This window comes from Nonomuraea sp. NPDC049758 (assembly GCF_040674635.1).
In the GTDB taxonomy this organism is placed as follows: Bacteria; Actinomycetota; Actinomycetes; order Streptosporangiales; family Streptosporangiaceae; genus Nonomuraea.
The window spans coordinates 126163-148103 of sequence record NZ_JBFAMZ010000009.1 but is presented as its reverse complement, the minus strand read 5'-3'; the positions used below and the strand labels follow the sequence as shown (position 1 = coordinate 148103).

24 protein-coding genes and 1 pseudogene are annotated in these 21941 nt (G+C 73.9%); 17 read left to right on the top strand and 8 right to left on the bottom strand.

Annotated elements, in window-relative coordinates:
- Positions 1 to 33 precede the first annotated feature (33 nt).
- Genes AB0J46_RS24610 through AB0J46_RS24595 form a run of 4 tightly spaced genes read left to right on the top strand, consistent with a single transcriptional unit; the run spans position 34 to position 3443 of the window.
- Positions 34 to 2073, top strand: a complete 2040-nt coding sequence (locus AB0J46_RS24610; RefSeq protein ID WP_364335746.1) for a prolyl oligopeptidase family serine peptidase — start codon at positions 34 to 36, stop codon at positions 2071 to 2073.
- A 32-nt stretch (positions 2074 to 2105) separates the two neighbouring features.
- Positions 2106 to 2444: a metalloregulator ArsR/SmtB family transcription factor gene (locus tag AB0J46_RS24605; RefSeq protein ID WP_352356418.1), complete on the top strand. Its 339-nt coding sequence runs from the start codon at positions 2106 to 2108 to the stop codon at positions 2442 to 2444.
- Positions 2431 to 3048 carry an SRPBCC family protein gene (locus AB0J46_RS24600; RefSeq protein ID WP_364335744.1) on the top strand — a complete coding sequence of 206 codons (618 nt, stop codon included), beginning with the start codon at positions 2431 to 2433 and terminating at the stop codon, positions 3046 to 3048. The genes AB0J46_RS24605 and AB0J46_RS24600 overlap by 14 nt, the downstream gene beginning before the upstream one ends.
- On the top strand, positions 3045 to 3443 hold the full coding sequence (locus tag AB0J46_RS24595; RefSeq protein ID WP_358004655.1) for a VOC family protein: 399 nt from the start codon (positions 3045 to 3047) through the stop codon (positions 3441 to 3443). The genes AB0J46_RS24600 and AB0J46_RS24595 overlap by 4 nt, the downstream gene beginning before the upstream one ends.
- Before the next feature lie 19 nt (positions 3444 to 3462).
- On the opposite strand, the pseudogene AB0J46_RS24590 reads toward AB0J46_RS24595, so the two are convergent.
- Positions 3463 to 3858, bottom strand: a pseudogene (locus AB0J46_RS24590) (SDR family oxidoreductase); the annotation flags it as partial.
- A gap of 95 nt (positions 3859 to 3953) precedes the next feature.
- On the opposite strand from AB0J46_RS24590, the gene AB0J46_RS24585 reads away from it, so the two are divergent.
- Entirely contained in the window at positions 3954 to 4592 is a 639-nt protein-coding gene (locus tag AB0J46_RS24585; protein WP_364335742.1) for an SDR family oxidoreductase, read from the top strand.
- Here AB0J46_RS24585 and AB0J46_RS24580 read toward each other — a convergent pair.
- Positions 4589 to 5176 carry a TetR family transcriptional regulator C-terminal domain-containing protein gene (locus tag AB0J46_RS24580; RefSeq protein WP_364335741.1) on the bottom strand — a complete coding sequence of 196 codons (588 nt, stop codon included), beginning with the start codon at positions 5174 to 5176 and terminating at the stop codon, positions 4589 to 4591. The genes AB0J46_RS24585 and AB0J46_RS24580 overlap by 4 nt on opposite strands.
- Before the next feature lie 44 nt (positions 5177 to 5220).
- Here AB0J46_RS24580 and AB0J46_RS24575 point away from each other — a divergent pair, with 44 nt between their 5' ends.
- Positions 5221 to 6168 carry a GNAT family protein gene (locus AB0J46_RS24575; RefSeq protein WP_364335739.1) on the top strand — a complete coding sequence of 316 codons (948 nt, stop codon included), beginning with the start codon at positions 5221 to 5223 and terminating at the stop codon, positions 6166 to 6168.
- 8 nt (positions 6169 to 6176) lie between these two features.
- Here AB0J46_RS24575 and AB0J46_RS24570 read toward each other — a convergent pair whose 3' ends face one another.
- Entirely contained in the window at positions 6177 to 6674 is a 498-nt protein-coding gene (locus AB0J46_RS24570) for an FBP domain-containing protein (protein ID WP_364335737.1), read from the bottom strand.
- Positions 6675 to 6743: 69 nt separating this feature from the next.
- Between AB0J46_RS24570 and AB0J46_RS24565 the strand changes: the two genes are divergently transcribed.
- Positions 6744 to 7313: a WHG domain-containing protein gene (locus tag AB0J46_RS24565; RefSeq protein WP_364335735.1), complete on the top strand. Its 570-nt coding sequence runs from the start codon at positions 6744 to 6746 to the stop codon at positions 7311 to 7313.
- Between the two features lie 21 nt (positions 7314 to 7334).
- Here AB0J46_RS24565 and AB0J46_RS24560 read toward each other — a convergent pair whose 3' ends face one another.
- Positions 7335 to 7841, bottom strand: coding sequence for a ricin-type beta-trefoil lectin domain protein (locus tag AB0J46_RS24560; RefSeq protein ID WP_364335733.1), 507 nt, complete (start codon positions 7839 to 7841; stop codon positions 7335 to 7337).
- Positions 7842 to 7947: 106 nt separating this feature from the next.
- On the opposite strand from AB0J46_RS24560, the gene AB0J46_RS24555 reads away from it, so the two are divergent.
- The gene (locus tag AB0J46_RS24555) at positions 7948 to 9420 is read left to right on the top strand and encodes a pyridoxal-dependent decarboxylase (protein WP_364335732.1); all 1473 of its coding nucleotides are present in this window, start codon (positions 7948 to 7950) and stop codon (positions 9418 to 9420) included.
- Positions 9421 to 9441: 21 nt separating this feature from the next.
- Here the strand turns inward: AB0J46_RS24555 and AB0J46_RS24550 are convergent, their stop codons facing one another.
- Together AB0J46_RS24550 and AB0J46_RS24545 are read right to left on the bottom strand one after the other, a co-directional pair.
- Positions 9442 to 10590, bottom strand: a complete 1149-nt coding sequence (locus tag AB0J46_RS24550; RefSeq protein WP_364335731.1) for an SWIM zinc finger family protein — start codon at positions 10588 to 10590, stop codon at positions 9442 to 9444.
- The gene (locus tag AB0J46_RS24545; protein WP_364335730.1) at positions 10587 to 13310 is read right to left on the bottom strand and encodes a DEAD/DEAH box helicase; all 2724 of its coding nucleotides are present in this window, start codon (positions 13308 to 13310) and stop codon (positions 10587 to 10589) included. Before AB0J46_RS24545 ends, AB0J46_RS24550 begins: the two co-directional genes overlap by 4 nt.
- 101 nt (positions 13311 to 13411) lie before the next feature.
- Between AB0J46_RS24545 and AB0J46_RS24540 the strand changes: the two genes are divergently transcribed.
- Genes AB0J46_RS24540 through AB0J46_RS24525 form a run of 4 tightly spaced genes read left to right on the top strand, consistent with a single transcriptional unit; the run spans position 13412 to position 16659 of the window.
- Positions 13412 to 14029 (top strand): DedA family protein, encoded by a 618-nt coding sequence (locus tag AB0J46_RS24540; protein ID WP_364335728.1) that lies wholly within the window; start codon positions 13412 to 13414, stop codon positions 14027 to 14029.
- Positions 14013 to 15113 (top strand): histidine kinase, encoded by a 1101-nt coding sequence (locus tag AB0J46_RS24535; RefSeq protein ID WP_364335726.1) that lies wholly within the window; start codon positions 14013 to 14015, stop codon positions 15111 to 15113. The genes AB0J46_RS24540 and AB0J46_RS24535 overlap by 17 nt, the downstream gene beginning before the upstream one ends.
- On the top strand, positions 15104 to 15748 hold the full coding sequence (locus AB0J46_RS24530; protein ID WP_364335724.1) for a response regulator transcription factor: 645 nt from the start codon (positions 15104 to 15106) through the stop codon (positions 15746 to 15748). Before AB0J46_RS24535 ends, AB0J46_RS24530 begins: the two co-directional genes overlap by 10 nt.
- Positions 15749 to 15759: 11 nt before the next feature.
- Entirely contained in the window at positions 15760 to 16659 is a 900-nt protein-coding gene (locus AB0J46_RS24525; protein ID WP_364335722.1) for a GNAT family N-acetyltransferase, read from the top strand.
- Here AB0J46_RS24525 and AB0J46_RS24520 read toward each other — a convergent pair.
- A complete protein-coding gene (locus AB0J46_RS24520) occupies positions 16638 to 17579 on the bottom strand; it encodes a chlorophyllase (protein WP_364335720.1) in 942 nt (313 codons plus the stop codon). The two genes, AB0J46_RS24525 and AB0J46_RS24520, sit on opposite strands and share 22 nt — an antisense overlap.
- A gap of 156 nt (positions 17580 to 17735) precedes the next feature.
- On the opposite strand from AB0J46_RS24520, the gene AB0J46_RS24515 reads away from it, so the two are divergent.
- Complete coding sequence (locus AB0J46_RS24515; RefSeq protein WP_364335718.1) at positions 17736 to 18308, top strand: helix-turn-helix domain-containing protein; 573 nt, start codon at positions 17736 to 17738, stop codon at positions 18306 to 18308.
- Between the two features lie 61 nt (positions 18309 to 18369).
- On the top strand, positions 18370 to 18978 hold the full coding sequence (locus tag AB0J46_RS24510; RefSeq protein WP_364335716.1) for a dihydrofolate reductase family protein: 609 nt from the start codon (positions 18370 to 18372) through the stop codon (positions 18976 to 18978).
- Positions 18979 to 19059: 81 nt separating this feature from the next.
- Here AB0J46_RS24510 and AB0J46_RS24505 read toward each other — a convergent pair whose 3' ends face one another.
- Entirely contained in the window at positions 19060 to 19755 is a 696-nt protein-coding gene (locus tag AB0J46_RS24505; RefSeq protein WP_364335714.1) for a TetR/AcrR family transcriptional regulator, read from the bottom strand.
- 146 nt (positions 19756 to 19901) lie between these two features.
- On the opposite strand from AB0J46_RS24505, the gene AB0J46_RS24500 reads away from it, so the two are divergent.
- The 3 genes from AB0J46_RS24500 (at position 19902) to AB0J46_RS24490 (ending at position 21904) form a co-directional block, all read left to right on the top strand.
- Positions 19902 to 20246, top strand: a complete 345-nt coding sequence (locus tag AB0J46_RS24500; RefSeq protein WP_364335712.1) for a hypothetical protein — start codon at positions 19902 to 19904, stop codon at positions 20244 to 20246.
- 53 nt (positions 20247 to 20299) lie between these two features.
- Positions 20300 to 20899 (top strand): SRPBCC family protein, encoded by a 600-nt coding sequence (locus AB0J46_RS24495; RefSeq protein WP_364335710.1) that lies wholly within the window; start codon positions 20300 to 20302, stop codon positions 20897 to 20899.
- 108 nt (positions 20900 to 21007) lie between these two features.
- Positions 21008 to 21904 (top strand): RNA polymerase sigma-70 factor, encoded by an 897-nt coding sequence (locus AB0J46_RS24490; protein ID WP_364335708.1) that lies wholly within the window; start codon positions 21008 to 21010, stop codon positions 21902 to 21904.
- Positions 21905 to 21941 lie beyond the last annotated feature (37 nt).

The following is a 21941-nucleotide window of genomic DNA, read 5'->3' as shown; positions in this document are numbered from 1 at the left end:
GCCGCCTCGACGGGCCGTGCCTATGATCGCGCCATGCCTCCCCTGACGCTTCCCCGCCAGCACGCCCGCACGGCTCGCTTCACCTACGGCGTCCCGCGGAACTTCACGATCTCCCCGGACGGCGCGCGGGTGATCTTCCTGCGGTCGTCCTCGGGCGAGGATCCGGTGCACCGGCTGTGGTCGTTCACCGTGGCCACGGGGGAGGAGCGCCTGCTGGCCGAGCCGGGCGCGCCCGTGCCCGGCGCGCGGCTGTCGGAGGCCGAGCGCGCCCGGCGGGAGCGCACCCGTGAGCACGCCTCCGGCATCGTCGCCTACGCCACCGACGCGGCCGTCACCAAGGCCGTCTACGCGGCCGACGGCGCGCTGCACACCGTCGACCTGCTGACCGGCGAGGTGACCGCGCTCGGCCTGACCGGCTCCGACCCGCGGCTGGACCCCACCGGCGAGCACGTCGCGTTCGTCTCCGGCGGCGCGCTGCACGTCGGGGAGCGGCCGCTGCTGGTCCCCGACGGCACCGACGTGACGTGGGGGCTGCCCGAGCACGTGGCGGGCGAGTCGATGGGCCGTCACCGCGGCTACTGGTGGGCCCCCGACGGCACCCGGCTGCTGGCCGCCCGGGTGGACAACGCCGCGGTGCAGAAGTGGTGCCTGGCCGAGCCGGCCGAGCCCGGCCGGCCGCCGCGGACCATGGCCTACCCGCCGGCCGGCACGGCCAACGCCGACGTGTCGTTGTGGCTGGTCACGCTGGAGGGCCGGCGCACCCGGGTGGTGTGGGACCGCGCGGCCTTCGAGTACGTGGCGGCGGTGTCGTGGACCGGCCAGGGCCTGCTGGTGCTGGTGCAGAGCCGGGACCAGCGCACCACCCGTGTCCTGGAGGTCGATCCGGCGACCGGGGCGACCACGCCGGTGCGCGAGGACACCGACGACGCCTGGCTGGAGCTGGTGCCCGGCGTGCCGTCGCGCACGGCCGCGGGCGAGCTGGTCTGGACGGTCGACCGCGACGACACCCGCCGCCTGATGGTGGGCCAGGACGTGGTGACCCCGCCCGGCCTGCAGGTGCTGGCGGTGCTGGCCGTCGACGGCGACACCGTGCTGCTCCACTGCTGCGAGGAGCCCACCGAACGACACCTGTGCACCTGGTCCAGGGCCGAGGGCCTGGTCAGGGTGACCGCCGAGCCCGGTGTGCACACCGGCACGCGCGCGGGCGGGGCGACGGTCGTGGTGCGCCGCTCCCTGGAGGAGCACGGGGTGGCTGTGAGCGTGGGCGGCCGGACGATCGCCTCCCACGGCGCGGTCCCGGTGCTGCGGCCGCGGGTGGAGCTGGTGTCGCTGGGCAAGCGCGACCTGCGTACGGCGGTCCTGTTCCCGTCCGGGCACGTGCCGGGGTCGGGGCGGTTGCCGGTGTTGTTGTCGCCGTACGCCGGGCCGATGGCGGCGCGGGTGCTGCGCGGCCTGGACGGCTTCGCGATCGAGCAGTGGTTCGCCGACCAGGGCTTCGCCGTGCTGGTGACCGACGGCCGGGGCACGCCGGGCCGGGGGCCGGCCTGGGAGCGCGCGGTCCGGTTCGACAAGCTGAGCGCCGCGCTGGAGGACCAGGCCGACGCGCTGCAGGCCGCCGCCGCCCGCCATCCCGACCTGGACCTGGGCCGGGTGGCGATCCGCGGCTGGTCCTACGGCGGTTACCTGTCGGCGGCGGCGGTGCTGCGTCATCCCGACGTCTTCCACGTGGCCGTCGCGGGCGCCCCGGTGACCGATCCCCGCCTGTACGACACCCATTGGCAGGAGCGCTACCTGGGCCATCCCGACGAGCATCCCGAGGCCTACGACCGCTGCTCGCTGCTGGCCGACGCGCCCGGCCTGAGCCGTCCGCTGATGCTGGTGCACGGCCTGGCCGACGACAACGTCTTCGCCGCCCACACGCTGCGCCTGTCGGCGGCGCTGCTGGCCGCGGGCCGTCCGCACACGGTGCTGCCGCTGAGCGGCGTGACGCACATGGCCCCTCAGGAGGACGTGGCCGAGAACCTGCTGCTGCTGGAGCTGGACTTCATCCGCCACCACCTATCCCAGGTTTGACTTATATAAGTTGCACCTGAAACACTGAGGTCGTGCACGCGTTCGACGTCCTCGGGGATCCGGTCCGCCGCCGGATCCTGGAGCTGCTGGCCGGCGGCGAGCAGAGCTCCGGCGAGGTCACCGCAGTCATCCAGCGAGAGTTCGGCGTCTCACAGCCGGCGGTCTCCCAGCATCTGAAGGTGCTGCGCGACAACGGGTTCGCCAGCGTGCGGGCCGAGGGCACGCGACGGCTCTACGCCGTGGAGCCCGCGCCGCTGAGGGAGGTCGACCTCTGGCTCGACCGTTTCCGCGGCTTCTGGGAGCAGCGCCTCGACGCGCTGGCCACCGAGCTGGCGCGGGGCAGAAGAAAGAAGCACGATGGACAGCCTTGACGAGATATCCCGGATCAGGCGCGAGCTGAAGGACGGCGAGCGCAAGTCCGTGACCCTGACCCGCCACTACGACGCGGAGGTGAAGGACGTCTGGGACGCCTGCACCGACGCTGAGCGCATAGCCCGCTGGTTCATGCCGGTCTCCGGCGACCTGCGGCTGGGGGGCACGTACCAGCTGGAGGGCAACGCGGGCGGGGAGATCCTCGCCTGCGAGCCGCCCTCCTACCTCAGGGTGAGCTGGTTGTTCGGGCCCGACCCCGGTTTCTCCGAGGTCGAGGTGCGCCTGTCGGCCGAGGGCGGGGGCACCCGGTTCGAGCTGCGTCACACCGCCGAGGTGCCGCCGGAGATGTGGGGCCGGTTCGGGCCCGGGGCGGTCGGCGTGGGCTGGGACCTCGGGCTCCTGGGCCTCTGGCTGCATCTTTCCGGGCTGCCGATGCCCGACAAGGCCGGCTTCGAGCTGACCGCCGACGGCCGCCGCTACATCACGGCCAGCAGCCGGGCGTGGGGCGCGGCCTTCGAGGAGGCCGGGGCGCCGCCCGGGGCCGCCGCCGCCGCGGTCGCCGCCACCACCGCTTTCTACCTACCGACGGAGGGCCAGTCATGAGCCAGAAGACCACCACGTTCCTGATGTTCCAGAACCGCGACGCCGAGGAGGCGATGAACTTCTACGTCTCGCTGTTCGAGGACTCCAAGGTGGTGGCCGTCTCCCACTACGGCCCGGAGGGGCCGGGGCCCGAGGGCACCGTCATGCACGCCACGTTCACCCTGGCCGGCCAGGAGTACATGTGCATCGACAGCAGTGAGCGGCACGCGTTCGGCTTCACCCCCTCGATGTCGATCTGGGTCGCGTGCGACACCGAGGAGGAGATCGACCGGCTCTACGCGGCGCTGGCGGAGGGCGGCCAGCCGCTGATGCCGATCGGCTCGTACGGCTTCAGCACCAGGTTCGGCTGGGTCAACGACCGGTTCGGCGTCTCCTGGCAGCTCAACCTGGCCTGAGGGCCGCTCCCGGCGGAGGTCAGACCAGGCTCTGGCCTCCGTCGACGGTGGGCACGGTGCCGGTCGCGAAGTTGTTGGCCATGAGGAACAGCGCGGCCGAGGCCGCCTCCTGTGCGGTGCCGAACCGGCCGAGCGGCGTGTTCCGGCCGGCTGCGGCGACCGCCTCCGCCCCGTCTGGGCCGAGGCTGCCACGCGAGAGCGGCGTGTCCACGATGCCGTACCTGACGGCGTTGACGCGCAGCCGCATCGGGGCCAGCTCGACGGCCAGGGTCCTGGTGAGCCCTTCGACGGCGCCGAGGATCGCAATGGCGGCGGCCGCGCCGGGGACGGGCCGCTGGAGGTAGAGGCCGGAACTGAAGGTGACCGAGCCGCCGGGGGGCATGACGCGGGCGGCGGCGCGGGCGGCCCCGTAGGCGCCCCGGAACCGGCACGTCCCGGCCGACGCCGTCTGAGGGCCGCGGCGAGTAGGGTGAGTAAGTGTTCACCCACCCTCTCGTGAAGGGGCACGACATGAGGCTCGTCATCTTCGGCGCGACCGGCCGCACGGGGTTGGAGCTCGTCCGGCAGGCGCTCGATCTGGGGCACGAGGTCACCGCCGTCGTCCGCGACGCCGCCCGGTTGCCGGCCGGGCTGCGCGATCGGGTCGAGACCGTGACCGCCGACCTGGCCGACCCTCGGGCCGTCGCCCCGGCGATCAAGGGCGGGGAGGCCGTCCTGATCGCGCTCGGCCCGCGCGGGCGCGGCCCGACGACCGTGCACACGACCGCCATGCGCTCGATCCTCCAGGCGATGGCGCGGGTCCCGGCCCGTCGGGTGCTGCTGGTGAGCGCCGCGGGCCTGGTCGCCGACGCCGGCGACGGCCCGTTCACCCGGTACGTGCTCAAGCCCCTCGTCCTGCAGCCGCTGCTGAGGAACTCCTACACCGACCTGGCCGAGTCCGAGCGCCTGCTGCGCGCCTCGGGGCTGGACTGGACGATCGTGCGCCCCTCCCGCCTGCTCGACGGCGGGCTCACCGGCCGCTACCGCACGGCCCTGGACCTCAACCTGCGCGGCGGCCGTTCCACCACCCGCGCCGACCTGGCCGACTGCATGCTGAAGCTGGCCGCCGACCCGGCGTCGGCGGGGCACGTCGTCTCGGTGGCCACCTAGACGAGCGAGGAGAGGAAGCCGTCGAGCAGGGCGACCTGGACGTGCTCGGGGAAGCGGCCGGGGTCGAACAGCGCCTGGACGACGAGCCCATGGGTGAACGCCACCGCGCCGGCCGCCAGCCGTTCGGGGTCGGCCTCCCGGGGCAGTTCACCGAGGTCGCGGGCGGTCTCCAGGTGCGCGCGCAGCGCCGAGCGCAGCCGGGTGTAGCGGGCGGCCTGGCCGGCGCCGAGGTCGTCGTCGGCCAGGGCCAGGTCCCATGAGCTGACCCAGATGCGGTTGCGGGCGACGTCGGCCGGGCCCAGCGGCAGGATGTCGAGCAGCGCGGCCCTGAGCGCCGCCAGGCCGGGGGCCGGGGGCTCGCGGCGGGGACGGGCGGCCGTGCGCCGCTCCAGCAGGTCGAGCGCGTGCCCGACCAGGGCCCGCTTGGTGGGGAAGTAGTGCATGAGCAGGCCGGTCGACACGCCCATGGCGGCGGCGACGGCGCGCAGCGTCAGCCCGCCGAACCCCTTGTCGGCCAGCACCTGCCAGACCGCCCGCGAGACGTCGTCACGGCGGGCTTCACGGTCTCCTGCGGCGGGCGGCATGCTGCTACCTTACATACCGAACGCTCGTTACGTACTTTGGGACGGTGTCCGTGTTCGCACTTCCGCTCGGCGACGAGGCCGAGCTCCGCCCGCTGGAGCCCTGGCGGGCCCAGGAGTTCCTCGATCACATCGACCGGGCCCGCCCGTCGGTGGACCCCTGGATCCCGTGGGCCGAGCGCAGCACCGACCTGGCCTCGGCGACGGCCGTCCTGCAGCGCTACGCCGACGACCAGGCCGCCGACGGCGCCCGCATCTACGGGATCTGGCTGGCCGGCACGCTGGTCGGCGGCGTGATGTTCACCCGGTTCGAGGCGGTCTCGGGGGTGTGCGAGATCGGCTGCTGGCTGGAGCCGGCCGGTGAGGGCCGGGGGCTGGTGACCCGGGCGTGCCGGCTGCTGATCGACTGGGCGTTCGCCGAGCGCGGCATGGCGCGCGTGGAGTGGTGGGTCTCGCCGGGCAACACGCGCAGCATCGAGGTCGCGCGCCGGCTCGGCATGACCCGCGACGGCGTGCTGCGCAAGCGTTTCCCCCATCGGGGCGAGCGGCACGACAGCGAGGTCTGGTCGCTGCTGGCCGGCGACGCGCCCGCCGGCGGCGTCAAGGCCGAGCTCGACCGGCTGATGGCGGCCTTCCTGGACGCCTTCACCAACACCGGCGGGCGCCGCCCGGACGTCGGCGCCGTCCGGGAGCTGTTCGTCCCGCAGGCGGTGATCGTCAACAACACCGGGCCCGAGCCCGTGGTGCACGACCTGGACGGTTTCGTCGAGCCGCGGCAGCGCATGCTCACCGACGGGACGCTGACGGAGTTCCGCGAGTGGGAGGTGGCCGAGCGCACCGAGATCTTCGGGTCGGTCGCCCAGCGGTTCAGCGACTACCGCAAGTCCGGCGTCCGGGACGGCGTGCGGTTCGCGGGCGCGGGCCGCAAGACCACCCAGTTCGTCCGGACGCCCGCCGGGTGGCGGATGAGCTCGATGGCCTGGGACGACGAGTAGCGGGCGGGTCAGGCGGTCACCTTGTCCAGGAAGGCGCGCACGTTGGCGTGCGCGCGGGCGGCCTTCTCGGCCGGCGTCAGCGACTCGTCCACGACGCCGGCGCCCGCGGCCTCCTTCTTGCCGCGCAGGTAGAGGGGGCAGGCAAGGTCGGCGCACAGGTACTGCCCGACGGTGTTGCCCTGGCGGCCGGGCTCGCCGGTGCGGCGGGCGGTCATCAGGGCGACGCCGCCGCCGGTGTGCGTGGTCAGGCAGAAGGAGCACATGCTGCGCGCGGTGAAGGAGCGCGAGGCGCCGGAGGTGACCCGCAGGGCGACGCCGACCAGGGAGCCGTCGGCCTCGGCCACCAGGTAGGCGCGCTCGGGGGCGCCGGGATCCCGCCAGCCGAGGAAGTCGAGGTCGTCCCAGGGCAGGTCGGCCAGATCCCTGGGCAGGCCGGCGCGTTTGGCCTCGCCTTTGGAGCAGTTGATGAACGACGTGCGGATGTCGTGTTCGGTCAGGGGTCTCATGAATGTGGAGGCTAGCTTTTCTTAACGGTAGTATGCAAATACTTAAAGACTGTAAGAAAGGGTGCTGCCGTGGCCCGCGCGGGAGTGACCGTCGACCGCCTGACCAGGGCGGCCGCGGACCTGGCCGACGAGGTCGGCTTCCAGAACGTGACCGTCTCCGCGCTCGCCCGCGGCTTCGGCGTCAAGCCCGCGGCCCTGTACGCGCACGTCAAGGACATCCAGGAGCTGCGGGTCAGGGTGGCCGAGCTGGCTCTGGGCGAGATGGCCGACCGGGCCGCCGCCGCGCTGGCCGGCCGGTCGGGCAAGGAGGCGCTGGTGCCCTTCGCCGCGGCCTACCGCGGCTACGCCAAGGAGCATCCGGGCCGGTACGCCGCCACCCAGCTGGAGCTCGACTCCGAGTCGCTGGACGTCTCCGCGGGCCGCCGGCACGCGGAGCTGACGCGGGCCGTCCTGCGCGGCTACGACCTGGCCGAGCCCGACCAGACCGACGCGCTGCGCATGCTGAGCAGCACGCTGCACGGTTACGTGACGCTGGAGATGGCCGGCGGGTTCCGCCGCCATCCCCGCGAGGTGGACGCCTCCTGGTCCAGGGCCCTCGACGCCCTGGACGCGGTGCTCAGGAACTGGCCGCCGGCCTGAGCCCGAGGTCGGACCACGAGGTCAGACCGCGGCCCAGAGCTGGGCCTTGTTGGTCAGCCCCGGCGAGCAGGGGAAGATCTTGACGAAGGTGTCCAGGGTGTCCAGGCAGCTTCCCTGCGCCAGGGACGAGCGGATCTGGTTGAACCCCGACCCCTTGACGAACGGCACCCCGCCCAGCGTGAACCAGCGGACGGCGGGGTCGGCGTCGCCGCAGGCCCGTTCCACCACCTGCGCGCCGAAGCCGGCCGAGCCGGCCGCCACGCAGAGCCTGGTCAGCGGGTTGCGCAGCAGGAACGAGTCGCCGGCCAGCGGGACGATCTCCCACCGCTGCTCGTTGACGTCGTGGCAGGTGAAGCGCTGCAGCCGGGCGCCGGGGACGAAGATGTCGTCCTCGGTCCGGATGTCGAGGCATTTGCCCTGCTCGGCCTCCTTGACGTGGACCGGGGTGGCGGCTTGTGCGGCGGCGGGGACGAGGCCGAGGGCCAGCGCCACGCCCAGGGCGGACACGATCCGGAGCGGGTGTCGCATGCGGGTCTCCTTGAGGTCGACGGGGTGCCTGTCCTCAGGGGCGTTCCATGGCGTTCCATCGCGGTGTCCGCTGGCCGCGGCGCCGCCGATGCCGCACAGTGGCCGGATGAGCGATGCGACGAAGGGCCCGGCCCTGTCCGGCGGCGTGGGCGGGGCGGCCGCGCTGGAGCCGCTGCTGCGTGAGGTGCTGGCCGCCCTGGCCGAGGGCGCGCGGCGGCGCGGCGGCCCGCTGCCCGCCCGCACGCCCCAGGAGCTGGCCGCCGAAGTGGCGCGAGCGTTCGCGCCGGAGGGCGAGCGGCTGGGGGCGCTGACCGAGCTGCTGGCCTACGGGAGCGCTGACCCGGCCGATCCGTTCTGCGCGGCGCACCTGCACTGTCCGCCGCTGGCGGTGGCGGTGGCGGCCGATCTGGCGGTCTCGGCGCTCAACCCGTCGCTGGACTCCTGGGACCAGGCGCCGGCCGCGACCGCGCTGGAGACGTCGCTGCTGGCCGAGCTGGCCCGGCTGGTGGGGTTCGGGGCGGCCGCGGCCGGCGTGCTGACCTCGGGCGGCACCGAGTCCAACCTGATGGGCCTGATGCTGGCCAGGGATCTGGCGGTGGGCCGGTCGGCAGGCGTCCGGGCGGAGTTGTCGGGCCTGCCGGGCGGGGGTCCGCGGCTGCGGATCTTCGCCTCCGAGGCCGCGCACTTCTCCACCCGGCGGGCCGCGGCGCTGCTCGGGCTGGGTGAGGACGCGGTCGTCGCCGTCCCGGTCGACCGGGAGCTGCGGATGGAGGCCGGTGCGCTGGCCGGGGCGCTGCGGGCGAGCGCCGGGCGCGGTGAGCTGCCGGTGGCGGTGGTGGCCACGGCGGGCACCACGGACACCGGGGCGATCGACCCGTTGCGGGCGTGCGCGTCGCTGGCCGCCGAGCACGGCGCCTGGCTGCACGTCGATGCCGCCTACGGCGGTGGCGCGCTGCTGTCGGACCGGCTGGCCCCGCTCCTGGACGGTCTCGCGCTGGCCGACTCGGTGTCGCTGGACTGGCACAAGCTCGGCTGGCAGCCGGCCGCGGCCGGGGTGTTCCTGGTGCGCCGGGCCGAGACGTACGCCTCGCTGGCCCGGCGGGCGGCCTATCTCAACCCGGCCGACGACGAGGAGGCCGGTTACCCGAGCCTGCTGGGGTTGTCGCTGCGCACCACGCGCCGGGCCGACGCGTTCAAGATCCTGGTGACGCTGCGCACGCTGGGCCGGCCGGGGCTGGGCCGCCTGGTGGACGCCTGCCACGACCTGGCCCGGCACGGCGCGGCGGCGGTGCGCGCCCATCGGCGGCTGGAGCTGCACGCCGACCCGGTGCTGACCGCGTTCCTGTTCCGGTACGTGCCGGCCGATCCGGCGCGCTCGGACGAGGTGAACGCGGGGTTGCGGCGCAGGCTGCTGCGGGAGGGCCGGGCGGTGGTGGGCCGGACCGAGCTGCCGGGGACGGGCCCGGGCCGGGTCCGGCTCAAGCTCACCCTGCTCAACCCGCACGCCAGGCCGGGCGACCTGGACCGGCTGCTGGCCGTGGTCGCCGCGGCGGGCCAGGCCGAGGAGTCGGCCCCGTGACCCCGTTCGCGCCTGCCGGGGTCAGGTGAGCAGGGTGGACGGGTCGCGTTCCGGCGGGCCGGCGGGCCACCAGTGGCCGTCGTGCTCGGTGAAGGGGTACCAGCGGCCGTCGCGGCCGTAGCGGACCTGGCGGGGGCCGAGGGTCCAGCGGTTGCGCCAGGTCTCCAGGTGGGGCGGCGGGTCGCCGTCCCAGCCGGACTCCAGCAGCGCCTGGGCCCTGGCCAGGTCCTGGCGGGCCGGGGTCCAGGGGGTTTCGAGCACGTCGAGCCCGGGGGCGCCGCCGTACCGCCAGGCCTGGACGGCGGCGTCCAGGCCGAGGTCGAGGTCGTGCTCGGCGGCCAGGCGGACGCGGTCCTGGTACTCGGTCAGCGGTTCCAGGTGGCCGTGCAGCAGGATCTGGCGGGCGCGGGCGGCGGCGGAGGCGGCCAGCACGGCCAGGGCGGTCAGGTCCACGCCGGGTGCGGGGTCCAGGGCGAGGGGGGTGAAGGCGGTCTCCCGCGGGGGCGGTTCGGGCAGCGGCGGCTCGCCGAGCGCGAACGCCTGCGCGGCGGGCACCCCGCCGGAGGCGTCCGGCTCGGTGGTTGCGCCGCCGGGCGCGCGGGCGGGGGCCGGGATGGGCAGGTCGCGGTTCTGCAGGGCCTCGATCAGCTCCTGTTCGCCGCGTCCACGCAACAGCAGCAGGACGAACGGGTCGCCGTCCAGCAGCCAGGACGCCTGGTAGCACAGGGCGGCGGCGTGCTTGCAGGGGTGTCCCCAGTCGGGACAGGAGCATTCGGGCTCCAGGTCGCCGACGGTGGGCAGCAGCGGCACGGCGGCGTCCTCGGCGGCCTCGACCAGGTCGTGCGGGACGTCGCGGTCGAGCAGGGCGGCGATGTGCCCGGCCTTGGCGGCGACCTGGTCGAGGAAACGTTCCCAGGCGGCGTCGGTGAGCTGTTCGACGCGGACGACGGTGTCGTACTCGTGCTCGGTGACGGCGGCCAGGCGGCCGGGGCTGACGGTGATCGGGCCGACCTGGCCGGTCTTGGCGTAGGCGCGGCCCTTGCGCAGCAGGGTCTGGTCGAGCGAGGTGTCCTCCAGGGCCTTGATCCACGCCTGGCCCCACCAGGTGGTGGCGAAGCGGGCGCCGGCGCGTTGCGGGGGGAAGGCGGCGAATCCGCGTACGGCGGTCATCTGAGCTCCACGAGTGCGGCGAGTTCGGCGTCGGTCAGCTCGGTGAAGGCGGCCTCGCCGGAGGCCAGGACGGCGTCGGCGAGCGAGCGCTTGGCGCCGAGCATGGCGGCGATGCGGTCCTCGATCGTGCCTTCGGCGATGAGCCGGTGCACCTGGACGGGCCTGGTCTGGCCGATGCGGTAGGCGCGGTCGGTGGCCTGGTCCTCCACGGCGGGGTTCCACCAGCGGTCGTAGTGGATGACGTGGTCGGCGCGGGTGAGGTTCAGGCCGGTGCCGGCGGCCTTGAGGGAGAGCAGGAAGACGGGGACGTGGCCGTCCTGGAAGCGGGCGACCATCTCCTCGCGGCGGGTGACCGGGGTGCCGCCGTGCAGCAGCTGGTTGGCGACGCCGCGGCCGGACAGGTGGCGTTCCAGGAGCCTGGCCATGGCGACGTACTGGGTGAACACCAGCACGGCGCCGTCCTCGGCGACGATCGTGTCGACGAGCTCGTCGAGCAGTTCCAGCTTGCCCGAGCGGCCGGTCAGACGGGGGGACGATTCGTGCAGGTAGTGGGCGGGGTGGTTGCAGATCTGTTTGAGCCCGGTCAGCAGTTTGACGATCAGGCCGCGCCGGGCCATGCCCTTGGCGTTCTCGATCTGGGTCATGCTCTCGCGGACGACGGCCTCGTACAGGGCGGCCTGTTCGGTGGTGAGGGGGACGGGCCGGTCGGTCTCGGTCTTGGGCGGCAGTTCGGGGGCGATGCCGGGGTCGCTCTTGCGGCGGCGCAGCAGGAACGGCCCGACGAGCCGGGCCAGCCGGGCGGCGGTGTCGGCGTCGCCGGACTCGACCGGTTTGGCCCAGCGGGCCCTGAAGCGGGTCAGGGGGCCGAGCAGTCCGGGGGTGGTCCAGTCGAGGATGGCCCACAGTTCGGACAGGTTGTTCTCCACGGGGGTGCCGGTGAGGGCGACGCGGGCGCCGGCGGGGATCTCGCGCAGCGCCTTGGCGGTGCTGGAGGCGGGGTTCTTGACGTGCTGGGCCTCGTCGGCGACCAGCAGCCCCCAGGGGTGGGCGCCCAGGGTGGCGGCGTCCAGGCGCATGGTGCCGTACGTGGTGAGCACGAACCCGTCGTCGGCCAGGGTGCGGGCGGCGCCGTGGTAGCGGCGGACCGGGACGCCGGGCGCGAACTTGGTGATCTCGCGTTCCCAGTTGCCCAGCAGCGAGGCGGGGCAGACCACGAGGGTGGGGCCGGTGCCGGCGCGGTGCAGGTGGAGCGCGATCAGGGTGATGGTCTTGCCCAGGCCCATGTCGTCGGCCAGGCAGCCGCCGAGGCCGAGCGAGGTCATCCTGGCCAGCCAGCGCAGCCCTTGGAGCTGGTAGTCGCGCAGGGTGGCGGCCAGGCCGGGCGGCGGCGGCACGGGTTCGGGGTCGGTGAGCCGGTCGCGCAGGTCGGCGAGCCAGGCGGTGGGTTCGACGGTGATCTGTTCGGGTTCGTCCCCGCCGTCGATCTCGACCGTGCCGGTCAGGGCCGCGCCGAGCGCCTGCAGGCCGGTCAGGGGCTTGAGGTCGCGCTGGCGGGCCTTGCGGGCCAGCGCGGGGTCGATGAGCACCCATTGGTCGCGCAGCCGTACGACGGGCCGGTGGGACTCGGCCAGCAGGTCCATCTCGGCGGCGGTCAGCGGGGCGCCGCCGAGCGCGAGCCGCCAGTTGAAGCTGGTCAGGTGGTGGCCGCCGAGGAAGGAGGGCAGGTCGGAGGGCGCGCTGTCGCGTTCGCCGACGACGGCCTGGGCGCTCAGGCCGCGGACCAGGGAGCGCGGCCAGTGGACCTCGACGCCGGCGGCGGCCAGCCGGTCGGCCGCGCCGGTCAGCAGGTCCGCCACGTCGCCGTCGGTGAGGGCGAGCTCGTCGGGGACGGCGTGCTCCAGCAGCCGTTCCAGGCGGGGCCAGGAGCGGGCGGCGCGGCGCAGGGCGAGGGTGACCTCGATCCTGGCGCGGAGGCCGAACCCGGGGTCGCGGCCCTGCCACAGGTCGGCGGCGTCCACGACGAGCGAGGGGTCGGCCAGGCCGTGCACCTGGACGACGGCCCGGAACTCGGCCTGGGCCAGGTCGTCGGCCTCCAGCCGGAGCGAGAGCCGCACGCCGGAGTCGAGCCCCGCCGAGACCTCCTCGGCCCAGGGCCGCAGGTGGGGCACCTTGACGGGCTTGACGGCGGCGAAGGCGGTGGTGCCGGTGGCGCGTACGGCTCCGGGCGAGCGCGGCATGGCGTCGGCCACGGCGTCGAGGAAGGCGCGGACCAGGGGCTCGGCGTCGGGCAGCAGCAGGTCGCCCGCGGGGATGGCGCGGGCGGCGGCGGGCATGGCCGCGGCCAGCTCGCGCACCCGGCGGGCGTCGGCGGCGTCGAGGGGGCCGGCGCGCCAGGAGTCGTGGCCGTCGGGTGAGACGGCGGGCAGGATGCGGCCGCGGGTGACGAGCTGGAGGGCGACCAGCGCGACGGCGCCCCAGAAGCGGGTGGCCGGGTGGGCGGCGGCGTCGGCGCGGGCCCTGGCCAGCACGGCGACGGCGTCGGCGACGGGGATCTCGGTGACGGCTCGCTCGCGCGCGCGAGGTTGTCCGTCGTCGCCTGGTTCGAGCACCGTGGCCGTGCCGTCGCCCTGGTCGTCGAGGAAGACCAGGTGGCCGGACCTGGGGGGATCGCCGGGACGGAAGATCGCTGGGTGTTGCGCCAGATCCGGAAGAGCACTCATAGGCCGTACAGTGTACGGTACATCGGGGTGTGGTTTACCACAGAGCACATCGGCCGTCCGCCTCATTACCGCCATAACGGATCATTCGTAGCCTGGGGGACATGACGGATTGGTTGATTGCGTTGATGGAGAACCTCGGCGCCTTCGGGGCCGGGCTGGCGATCATGCTGGAGAACCTGTTCCCGCCGCTGCCCAGCGAGGTGATCCTGCCCCTGTCCGGCTTCACCGCCAGCCAGGGCGAACTGGACCTGCTCGACGTGCTGGTGTGCACGACGCTCGGCTCGGTGGTCGGGGCGCTGGCCCTGTACGGGGTGGGCGCGCTGCTCGGCCGCGAGCGCACGCTGGCCATCGCCGCCAAGCTGCCGCTGGTCAAGGTGACCGACATCGAGAAGACCGAGGCGTGGTTCCTGCGGCACGGCCGCAAGACCGTGTTCTTCGGCCGGATGATCCCCATCTTCCGCAGCCTGATCTCCGTCCCGGCGGGCGTGGAGCGCATGCCGCTGGTGACGTTCACCCTGCTCACGACGGCCGGCAGCGCCATCTGGAACACCATCTTCGTGCTTGCGGGATACTTTCTCGGCGAGAACTGGTCGCTGGTCGAGGCGTACGTGGGGATCGGCACCTACGTGGTGATCGGCCTGGTGGTGCTGGCGATCGCGGTCTTCGTCGCGGTACGGCTGACGGAACGGCGTAAGGGAAGGCATGCGAACCGCCGCTGAGGGGCTGAGGGTGCTGGGCGCGGTGGTCCTGGGCGGGCTGACCGCTCTCGCCGGCGCGCTGTTCCTGCTGCTCACGCTGCCCTTCCTGGGCCGGCCGCGGGTGCGGGCGCTGGCGGCGGGGCTGGCCGGGTTCGAGGCGCGCCGCCTGCGCCTGGACACCGCCGCGCTGGACGCGCTGTCCGGCTGGGACACCCGGCCGGCGCGCTACCTGGCCGCCAGGATCCCGGCCGGGGTGCTGGGCGGCCTGGTGGTGGCGCTGCTGGTCCTCGGCGCGCGCACCGCGATCCTGCTGCTGGGGGCCTGGGCCCGCGGCGAGCCGTACGACGGGATGACGCCGACGCCGCCGCTGGTGCTGTACTTCCTGGTGGGCGGCTGCGTGTTGCTGTTCATCGCCGTGTCGGGGCTGGTGGGGGTGCACGCGCTGGAGCGGCGGCTGGCCGGGCGGTTGCTGGGGCCCGACCGTACCGAGGCGCTGGAGCGCCGGATCGCCGAGCTGGCCGAGAGCCGGGCCGGGATCGTGGCCGCGGTCGACTCCGAGCGCCGCCGGATCGAGCGTGACCTGCACGACGGGCTGCAGCAGCGCCTGGTGGCGCTGTCGATGCTCATCGGGCGGTCCCGGCGGGGGCGTCCCGAGCTGCTGGAACAGGCGCACGAGCAGGCCCAGCAGGCGCTGGCCGAGCTGCGCGAGGTGGCCTGGCGGGTCTACCCGAGCGGGCTGGACTCCCTCGGGCTGGGCGAGGCGCTGGCCGGGGTGGCCGAACGCGCGGGCGTGCCGGTCAAGGTGGTGTGCGACCTGCCGAGCCGGCCGCCGATGGCGGTGGAGACGGCGGCGTACTTCGTGGTGAGCGAGGCGGTGACCAACGCCGCCAAGCACGCGGCCGCCACGATGGTGACGGTCGAGGTCAGACAGGAGGACGACAGGGTGCTCGTACGGGTGAGCGACGACGGCACGGGCGGCGCGCGCCCCTCGGGAGGCGGCCTGTCAGGGCTGGCCCGGCGGGTGGCGGCGCTGGACGGCGCCTTCGAGGTGGTCAGCCCGCCCGGCGGCCCGACGACGGTGGCGGCGGGGCTGCCGTGCGGGTGATCCTGGCCGAGGACTCCACGCTGCTGCGCGAGGGTCTGGTACGCCTGCTGGGCGAGGAGGGCCACGAGGTGCCGGCCGCCGTGAGCGACGGCGAGGCCCTGGTGGCGGCGGTGGCCGAGCACGCCCCCGACGTCGTGGTGGTGGACGTGCGCATGCCGCCGACCCACACCGACGAGGGGCTGCGGGCGGCGCTGGAGATCCGGCGGCGCTGGCCGCACGTCAAGGTGCTGGTGTTGTCGCAGTACGTGGAGAAGCGGTATGCCACCGAGCTGATGAGCGCCGACGTCGAGGGCGTGGGCTACCTGCTGAAGGACCGCGTGGCGCAGGTCGGCGACTTCCTGGACGCGCTGGAGCGGGTGGCGGCGGGCGGGGCGGCCTTCGACCCGGAGGTGGTGCGGCAGTTGCTGGCCCGTACCACGCAGGTCGATCCGCTGGCCCGGCTGACCGCGCGCGAGCGGGAGGTGCTGGAGCGCATGGCCCAGGGCATGACCAACGCCTCGATCGCCGGGCAGCTGCACGTGTCGCAGAGCGCGGTGGAGAAGCACGTCAACTCGCTGTTCGACAAGCTGGGCCTGTCGCATGCCAGCGGGTACAGCCGCCGGGTGCTGGCCGTCCTGCACTTCCTGAAGTCCTGAAGGGGATCTTCGTGCGTCCGCGCGTCTTTCGTCATGAGGACCTGCCGCGGCTGCGGTCGGTCCTGTCGGGGTGGATCGCCGAGGCCGGGCGGTGCGGCTACGACCACGCCGGTGAGCTGCCGCACCGCGTCTACGACAACCTGCGCGACCGCCGTCCGGCCGCCGAGCTGGTCCGGCTGTGGGAGGACGCCGGCGGCCTGGCCGGGATCGCGATCCTGCTGCGGTTCGGCTGCGCCTTCGACGTCTTCGCCGCGCCCCGGCTGCGCGGCGGGCCGGCGGAGCTGGACATGCTGGACTGGGCGGCCGCCGCCACCGCGCGCCTGATGGACCCGGGCGAGCGGTACGTGCTGACCGATGTCCTCGACTGCGACGCCGCCCGGATCGGCCTGCTGGGACGGGCCGGTTTCGCGCGGTTCCGGGTGTGGGACCACGTCAACGAGCGCGACCTGAGCGGCCCGCTGCCCGAGCCGGGCGCGCCGGCCGGGTTCGCGGTGCGGCACGCCGTGCCGCAGGACGCGCCGGGCCTGGCCGAGGCGCGTAACGCGGCGTTCGGCGACGACTGGACCGGGCCGCTCTACCGTTCGGCGGTGATGGAGCGGCCCGGCTACGACCCGGCCGACGAGATCGTGGTCGAGGCGCCGGACGGCCGGATCGCGGCCTTCGCGGTCGGCTGGCTCGACGGGCGCAACGCGACCGGTCACTTCGAGCCGGTCGGCACGCATCCGGCGTTCCAGCGCCGGGGCCTGGCGCGGGCGGCGATGCTGCACGCGATGCGCCGCATGCGGGCGGCGGGCATGACGGCGGTGACGGTGAACCACGACGCCGACAACGTGGCCGCCCGCGAGCTGTACCGTTCGCTGGGTTTCGTCCGACGGCACGAGACCTACGGCTACCGCCGTCCGGCCGGCTGATCGGCCCGCTTGCCCTCGATCCGGCCCAGGGGGTGGGGGGCCGCTTCCAGGGCGGCGCGGGCGGCAGGCCAGGCGGGGTCGCCGGGGTTCAGGGCGGTGCGCAGGTAGGCGGTGGTGAGCCGCTGCAGCAGGGCCAGGCGTTCGGGGCTCTCGTCGGTGGTCTCGGCGACGTGGTGTCCGGCGACGCCGCCGAGAGTGTGCTCGGCGCCGAACAGCGTCAGCAGGCTCTTGTCGCCGGGGCTGTGGTGGTACCCGTCGGTGAACCAGTCGGGTCCGCGCGTCGACAGGGGTGAGTCGTCCTTGTCGCCGGCGACCAGCAGGGCCGGGGTGGTCATGAACGCGAAGGCGGGGTTCATGAAGGGGAAGTGCTCGGCGGCGAAGGGTGACAGGTCCCGTCCGCCGGTGCCGGGCAGGGCGAGCAGCACGCCGGCCGTGACGCGCGGGTCGGACAGGTCCTCCCCTGGGTGGCCGGCGGCGTCCAGGATGCGGGCGCCGAGGAGCATGCTGGCGCTGTGGGCTCCCCAGGAGTGGCCGGCGACGGCGATGCGGCCGTGGTCCAGGCGTCCGGCCAGGCCGGGCAGGGCTTTTTCCAGGACGTCGAGGCCGTCGATGACGCGCTTGAGGTCTTCGACCCTGATGCGCCAGATGTGGGGGGTGCGGGGGTCGTCGGCGGGGCGGGCGAGGGTGCGGGAGTCGAGGTGGGTGGGTTGCAGGACGGCGAAGCCGTGGGCGGCCCAGTGGTCGGCGAGGGGGGCGTAGCCGTCCATGGACCAGCCGTGGCCGTGGGACAGGACGACGACGGGCAGGTGGTCGCCGGTGGCGGGGGCCGAGACGCGGACCTGGAGGTCCTGGCCCCGTCCGGGGGCGGGCAGGACGACCGGCCGGACCGACACGACGGGAGCGGTGGGCGATGCGGGCATGGTGGTGCCTTCCGGGTGGAGTTGCCGCAGGTGCGAGAGGGCACGGCTTGGCCGTCGGGCCTTCGCTCTGGCATGATGTTGCAAGCGGGACCGTGTCCCGTTTTCGACGATACGGGACCGTGTCCCGTTTAGCAATCCGACCCGGGGAGGAACGGCGTGGAGGAGTCGCGGCCGAAACGGGCCGACGCGCGGCGCAACGAGGAGAACCTGCTGCGCGCGGCCGCCGCGGTGTTCGTCGCCTCGGGCGTGGAGGCGCCGATCCGTGACATCGCGGCCGAGGCCGGCGTCGGCACCGCGACGATCTACCGCCATTTCGCCACCCGCGCCGACCTCGTCATCGCCGTCTACCGCCACCAGGTGGAGTCCTGCGCCGCGGCCGGGCCGGCCCTGCTGGCCGCCGGTCCGAGCCCGTACGCGGCGTTGCGGGAGTGGATCGGGCTGTTCGTCGACTTCCTGGTCACCAAGCACGGGCTGGCCGCGGTGCTGCAACCGGACAACACCGGTTTCCAGGCGCTGCATGCCTACTTCCTGGACCGTCTGGTGCCGGTGTGCGCCCAGTTGCTGGAGGCCGCGGCGGCCGCCGGCGAGATCCGCGGCGATCTGGACGCGTTCGAGCTCATGCGCGGCGTGGGCAACCTGTGCATCGGGGCCGAGGCCGACCCCCGCTACGACGCCCGCCGCCTGGTCGGGCTCCTGGTCGCCGGGCTCAGCCGGGAAGGAAGACCTTAAGAGATCCGTAAGCAGGTCTGGCGAGACTTCAGGCACATCCCGAGACGCATGGAGAGTCATCATGAGGAAGATCAGCGCGAACCTGTTCATCTCGCTCGACGGCGTCGTCCAGGACCCGGCGGAGTGGCACTTCCCGTACTTCAACGACGAGATGGGCGCGGCGGTGACGGCGCAGATGGCCGACACGCTGCTGCTGGGGCGCGAGACGTACGACAGCTTCGCCGGGGCGTGGCCCGAGCGCGAGGCGGCGGGCGGCGAGGACGCCGCCTTCGCCAGGACGATCGGCGACGCGCGCAAGATCGTGGTCTCCCGTCAGCCGCTGGAGTTCACCTGGCGCAACTCCGAGCTGCTGCAGGGCGACCTGGTCAAGGGCGTGACGGCGCTGAAGGCCGAGCCGGGCGGCCCGATCGCGATGAGCGGCTCGGTCTCGGTGGTGCGGCAGCTCCTGGCCGCCGGGCTGCTGGACGAGCTGCACCTGCTGGTGCACCCGATCGCGGTGCGCAGGGGCGAGCGGCTGTTCGACGAGGGCGACAGCTCGATCCCGCTGGAGCTGGTCAGCTCGCAGACGTTCACCACGGGCGTGCTGTACCTGGTCTACCGGCCGGCTGATGCGGCCGGTGAAGGCTCCTACGACGACGCCAAGACCCACCTGCCCCAGGACGTCCGGTAACGCGCCCTGCCTGTTGCGACAGGCCCGGCCTCGCCTTCCGCGGCGGGCCGGGCCTGTCGTGCGCGCGGGGTCGGCGCGGGGTCAGCGGGTCAGCAGGTCGTCCAGCTCGGCGGCGAAGAGCAGGGCGGGGTCGAAGCCCATGCCGGCGAAGTGGCCGGCCAGCTCCAGGGACAGCACGCCGTGGATCCGGGTCCAGAAGCTGAGCGCCTGGTGCAGGACGGCGGGCGGGGCGGGGTGGTCGCCGGCCCAGTCGCGGTGGGCGGCCAGGTGGTGGTCGAGCGGGGTTTCGGGGCGCCGGGGCGGGGCGGCCGAGGCGGCGTCGAGCAGGAGGGTCATGATCTGGGAGGAGATGGCGGTGATGTCGTCGGGGGCGTGGTAGCCGGGGACGGGGGTGCCGTAGATGAGCAGGTAGCGCTGGGGGTCGCGCAGGGCCCAGCCGCGTACGGCGTGAGCCAGCCCGGCCAGCCCGTCGCCCCGGCCATCGTCCTGGTCATCGCTGCGGTCGGCGCCCTCTTCGGTGGCCTTTTCGGCTGTTGAGCGGAGGGTGTCGGCGAGGCTGCGGTAGGCGTCGCGGATGAGTTCGGTGATCAGCTCGTCGCGGTTGGCGTAGTAGCGGTAGAGCGCGGGGCCGCTCATGCCCATCTGCTTGGCGATCGCGTTGAGGGACAGCGCGGAGGCCCCTGTCGTGGCGATCTGCTGCCAGGCGTGTTCCTTGATCTCGGCACGGATCTGGGCGCGGTATCGCTCGCGCGGGGTCGCCGTGCCGGTGTCCGCCATGCCGTGCCGCCTTCCGCCGCTACACCAAAGAGATTTAGTTAGAGGGTATCACGAACGTTGTTGACACTCCTTTCTCTGTGCGGTTATAACTTCTAACGAACGCATGAGCATCTAGCGTTCGCAACCGTCCAGGTGAAGGGAACGTCATGACCACGTACCAGCCGTCCACCCGTCCCGGTCGAAGTACGCCGGTGGCGGTGAGCGTCGCCGCCTGGGCGGTCCCCGTCATGATCGTCGGCCAGTTCGCGCTGCTGGCGATCGTTCCGGTCGCGGTCGTGCTGGTCGGCGCGCTGCGCCACGCCCGGGACCGGCTGGTCCGGTGGGCGGCCGTGCTGGTCGCCCTCGCCTACGCGGCGCCGCTCGCCGTGTGGGTGGCCCGGCCCGGCGGTGCGCCGAGCCTGTCGAAGGACATGCACCCCGCCTTCGCCGTGCTGATCGTCGCCGCCTGCGCCGCGCTCGTCGCGGCCATCGTGCGGGACGGACGGCGCTGACGGCGTCCCCGGCCTACCCCCTTTTTCTACGACCCCTCAACGAGAGGAACACCATGTTCAGCAACGTCCGCGTCGCCTCGATCCTGATCCCGCTCGCCGTGGCCGGCGTCCTGGCGGGCAACGTCCCGGCCGCCCACGCCACCGCCGGGGCGGCCCGGTGCCGGGGGGAGGGGGTCGACGCCTCCGCCCGCATCCGGTACCGGGCCGACATCGTCATCAAGGCTCCGCTGAGCAGGATCTTCGGCCTGCAGACGCGTGTGGAGCAGTGGCCCGACTGGCAGCAGCCCGTCCTGTCCAGCAAGCGACTGGACCACGGCCCGCTGCGTCCCGGCTCGTCGTGGCGGTGGACCACGCCCGCTCCGGCCACCGCCACCACCCCGGCCACCACCATGCGCATCACCTCCACCCTCCGGCGCGTCAAGCGCGACGCCTGCCTGCTGTGGAGCGGCCCGGCGGTCGGCACGGGCGTGCGCATCGACCGGGGCGTGCACCTGTGGACGTTCACCGAGGTCAAGGGCGGTGTGCGCGTGCACACCGAGGAGACCTGGACCGGTGGCCAGGTCGAGGCCGATGTGGCCACCGCCACCAAGCTCCTCGGCGCGGGGCTGGAGGCATGGCTGCGCGATCTGAAGGCCGCCGCGGAGTCCCGCTGACCGCCCGCGCGATGTGACGGGCGCCACTGTCCCCGGATGTCACGCGGCGGCGGTGAGCGGCGTCTGGTGCGTGTGGCAGGGTCGAGAACCGACAGGCGGGAGCACAAGATGGACACCAGCGTCGAACCGGCGGACCAGGCCGACAGCGCGACCCGGACGTTCGTCGAGCATCGCAACCTGCTGTTCACCGTCGCCTACGAGATGCTGGGCTCGGCCGCCGACGCCGAGGACATCCTGCAGGAGACGTGGTTGCGGTGGGCGTCGGTCGAGCTGGAGTCCGTGCGTGACCGGCGCGCCTTCCTGGTCCGCATGGTCACCAGGAAGGCGCTGACGCGGCTGCGCACGATGCGCCGGCGCAAGGAGTCCTACGTCGGGCCGTGGCTGCCCGAGCCGCTGCTGACCTCGCCGGACGTGGCCGAGGACGTCGAGCTGGCCGAGAGCGTCTCGATGGCGATGCTGCTGGTGCTGGAGACGCTCCATCCCACCGAGCGCGCGGTGTTCGTGCTGCGCGAGGTGTTCGGCCTGGAGTACGACGAGATCGGCGAGGCCGTCGGCAAGGCCCCGGCGACGGTGCGGCAGATCGCCCACCGCGCCCGGGGGCATGTGGCCGCACGCCGTCCGCGGGCGAGCGTGTCGGCCGAGCAGGCGCGCCAGGCGCTGGCGGCCTTCCAGAGCGCGATCGAGACCGGCGACCTGCAGCGCCTGCTCGACCTGCTGGCTCCTGACGTCGTCCTGCTCACCGACGGCGGCGGCGTGGTGCGGGCGGCGCTGGCGCCGATCGAGGGCGCGGCCACGGTGGCCGGGGTGCTGTCCAGGCTCGCCGGCACGGCCCGTCTGCGCCCGGCCCACGTCAACGGCCATCCGGCGCTGCTCGTCGACCTCGACGGCGAGATCGACAGCGTCGTGGCGATCCGCCTGGACGGCGGCCTCATCAGCGGCCTGTACGCCGTGCGCAACCCCGGCAAGTTGTCCCGGATGGGACACGAGACCGTCGTGAGCCGCTGACGGGCCGCGGGGAAATCCGGGTGCGGCCGTCGTCCGC

Coding starts and splice junctions, on each gene's coding strand:
- AB0J46_RS24610 (WP_364335746.1), top strand. CDS start 34: ATGCCTCCCCTGACGCTTCCCCGCCAGCACGCCCGCACGGCTCGCTTC.
- AB0J46_RS24600 (WP_364335744.1), top strand. CDS start 2,431: ATGGACAGCCTTGACGAGATATCCCGGATCAGGCGCGAGCTGAAGGAC.
- AB0J46_RS24595 (WP_358004655.1), top strand. CDS start 3,045: ATGAGCCAGAAGACCACCACGTTCCTGATGTTCCAGAACCGCGACGCC.
- AB0J46_RS24585 (WP_364335742.1), top strand. CDS start 3,954: ATGAGGCTCGTCATCTTCGGCGCGACCGGCCGCACGGGGTTGGAGCTC.
- AB0J46_RS24580 (WP_364335741.1), bottom strand. CDS start 5,176: ATGCCGCCCGCCGCAGGAGACCGTGAAGCCCGCCGTGACGACGTCTCG.
- AB0J46_RS24570 (WP_364335737.1), bottom strand. CDS start 6,674: ATGAGACCCCTGACCGAACACGACATCCGCACGTCGTTCATCAACTGC.
- AB0J46_RS24560 (WP_364335733.1), bottom strand. CDS start 7,841: ATGCGACACCCGCTCCGGATCGTGTCCGCCCTGGGCGTGGCGCTGGCC.
- AB0J46_RS24555 (WP_364335732.1), top strand. CDS start 7,948: ATGAGCGATGCGACGAAGGGCCCGGCCCTGTCCGGCGGCGTGGGCGGG.
- AB0J46_RS24550 (WP_364335731.1), bottom strand. CDS start 10,590: ATGACCGCCGTACGCGGATTCGCCGCCTTCCCCCCGCAACGCGCCGGC.
- AB0J46_RS24545 (WP_364335730.1), bottom strand. CDS start 13,310: ATGAGTGCTCTTCCGGATCTGGCGCAACACCCAGCGATCTTCCGTCCC.
- AB0J46_RS24540 (WP_364335728.1), top strand. CDS start 13,412: ATGACGGATTGGTTGATTGCGTTGATGGAGAACCTCGGCGCCTTCGGG.
- AB0J46_RS24535 (WP_364335726.1), top strand. CDS start 14,013: ATGCGAACCGCCGCTGAGGGGCTGAGGGTGCTGGGCGCGGTGGTCCTG.
- AB0J46_RS24520 (WP_364335720.1), bottom strand. CDS start 17,579: ATGCCCGCATCGCCCACCGCTCCCGTCGTGTCGGTCCGGCCGGTCGTC.
- AB0J46_RS24510 (WP_364335716.1), top strand. CDS start 18,370: ATGAGGAAGATCAGCGCGAACCTGTTCATCTCGCTCGACGGCGTCGTC.
- AB0J46_RS24505 (WP_364335714.1), bottom strand. CDS start 19,755: ATGGCGGACACCGGCACGGCGACCCCGCGCGAGCGATACCGCGCCCAG.
- AB0J46_RS24500 (WP_364335712.1), top strand. CDS start 19,902: ATGACCACGTACCAGCCGTCCACCCGTCCCGGTCGAAGTACGCCGGTG.
- AB0J46_RS24495 (WP_364335710.1), top strand. CDS start 20,300: ATGTTCAGCAACGTCCGCGTCGCCTCGATCCTGATCCCGCTCGCCGTG.
- AB0J46_RS24490 (WP_364335708.1), top strand. CDS start 21,008: ATGGACACCAGCGTCGAACCGGCGGACCAGGCCGACAGCGCGACCCGG.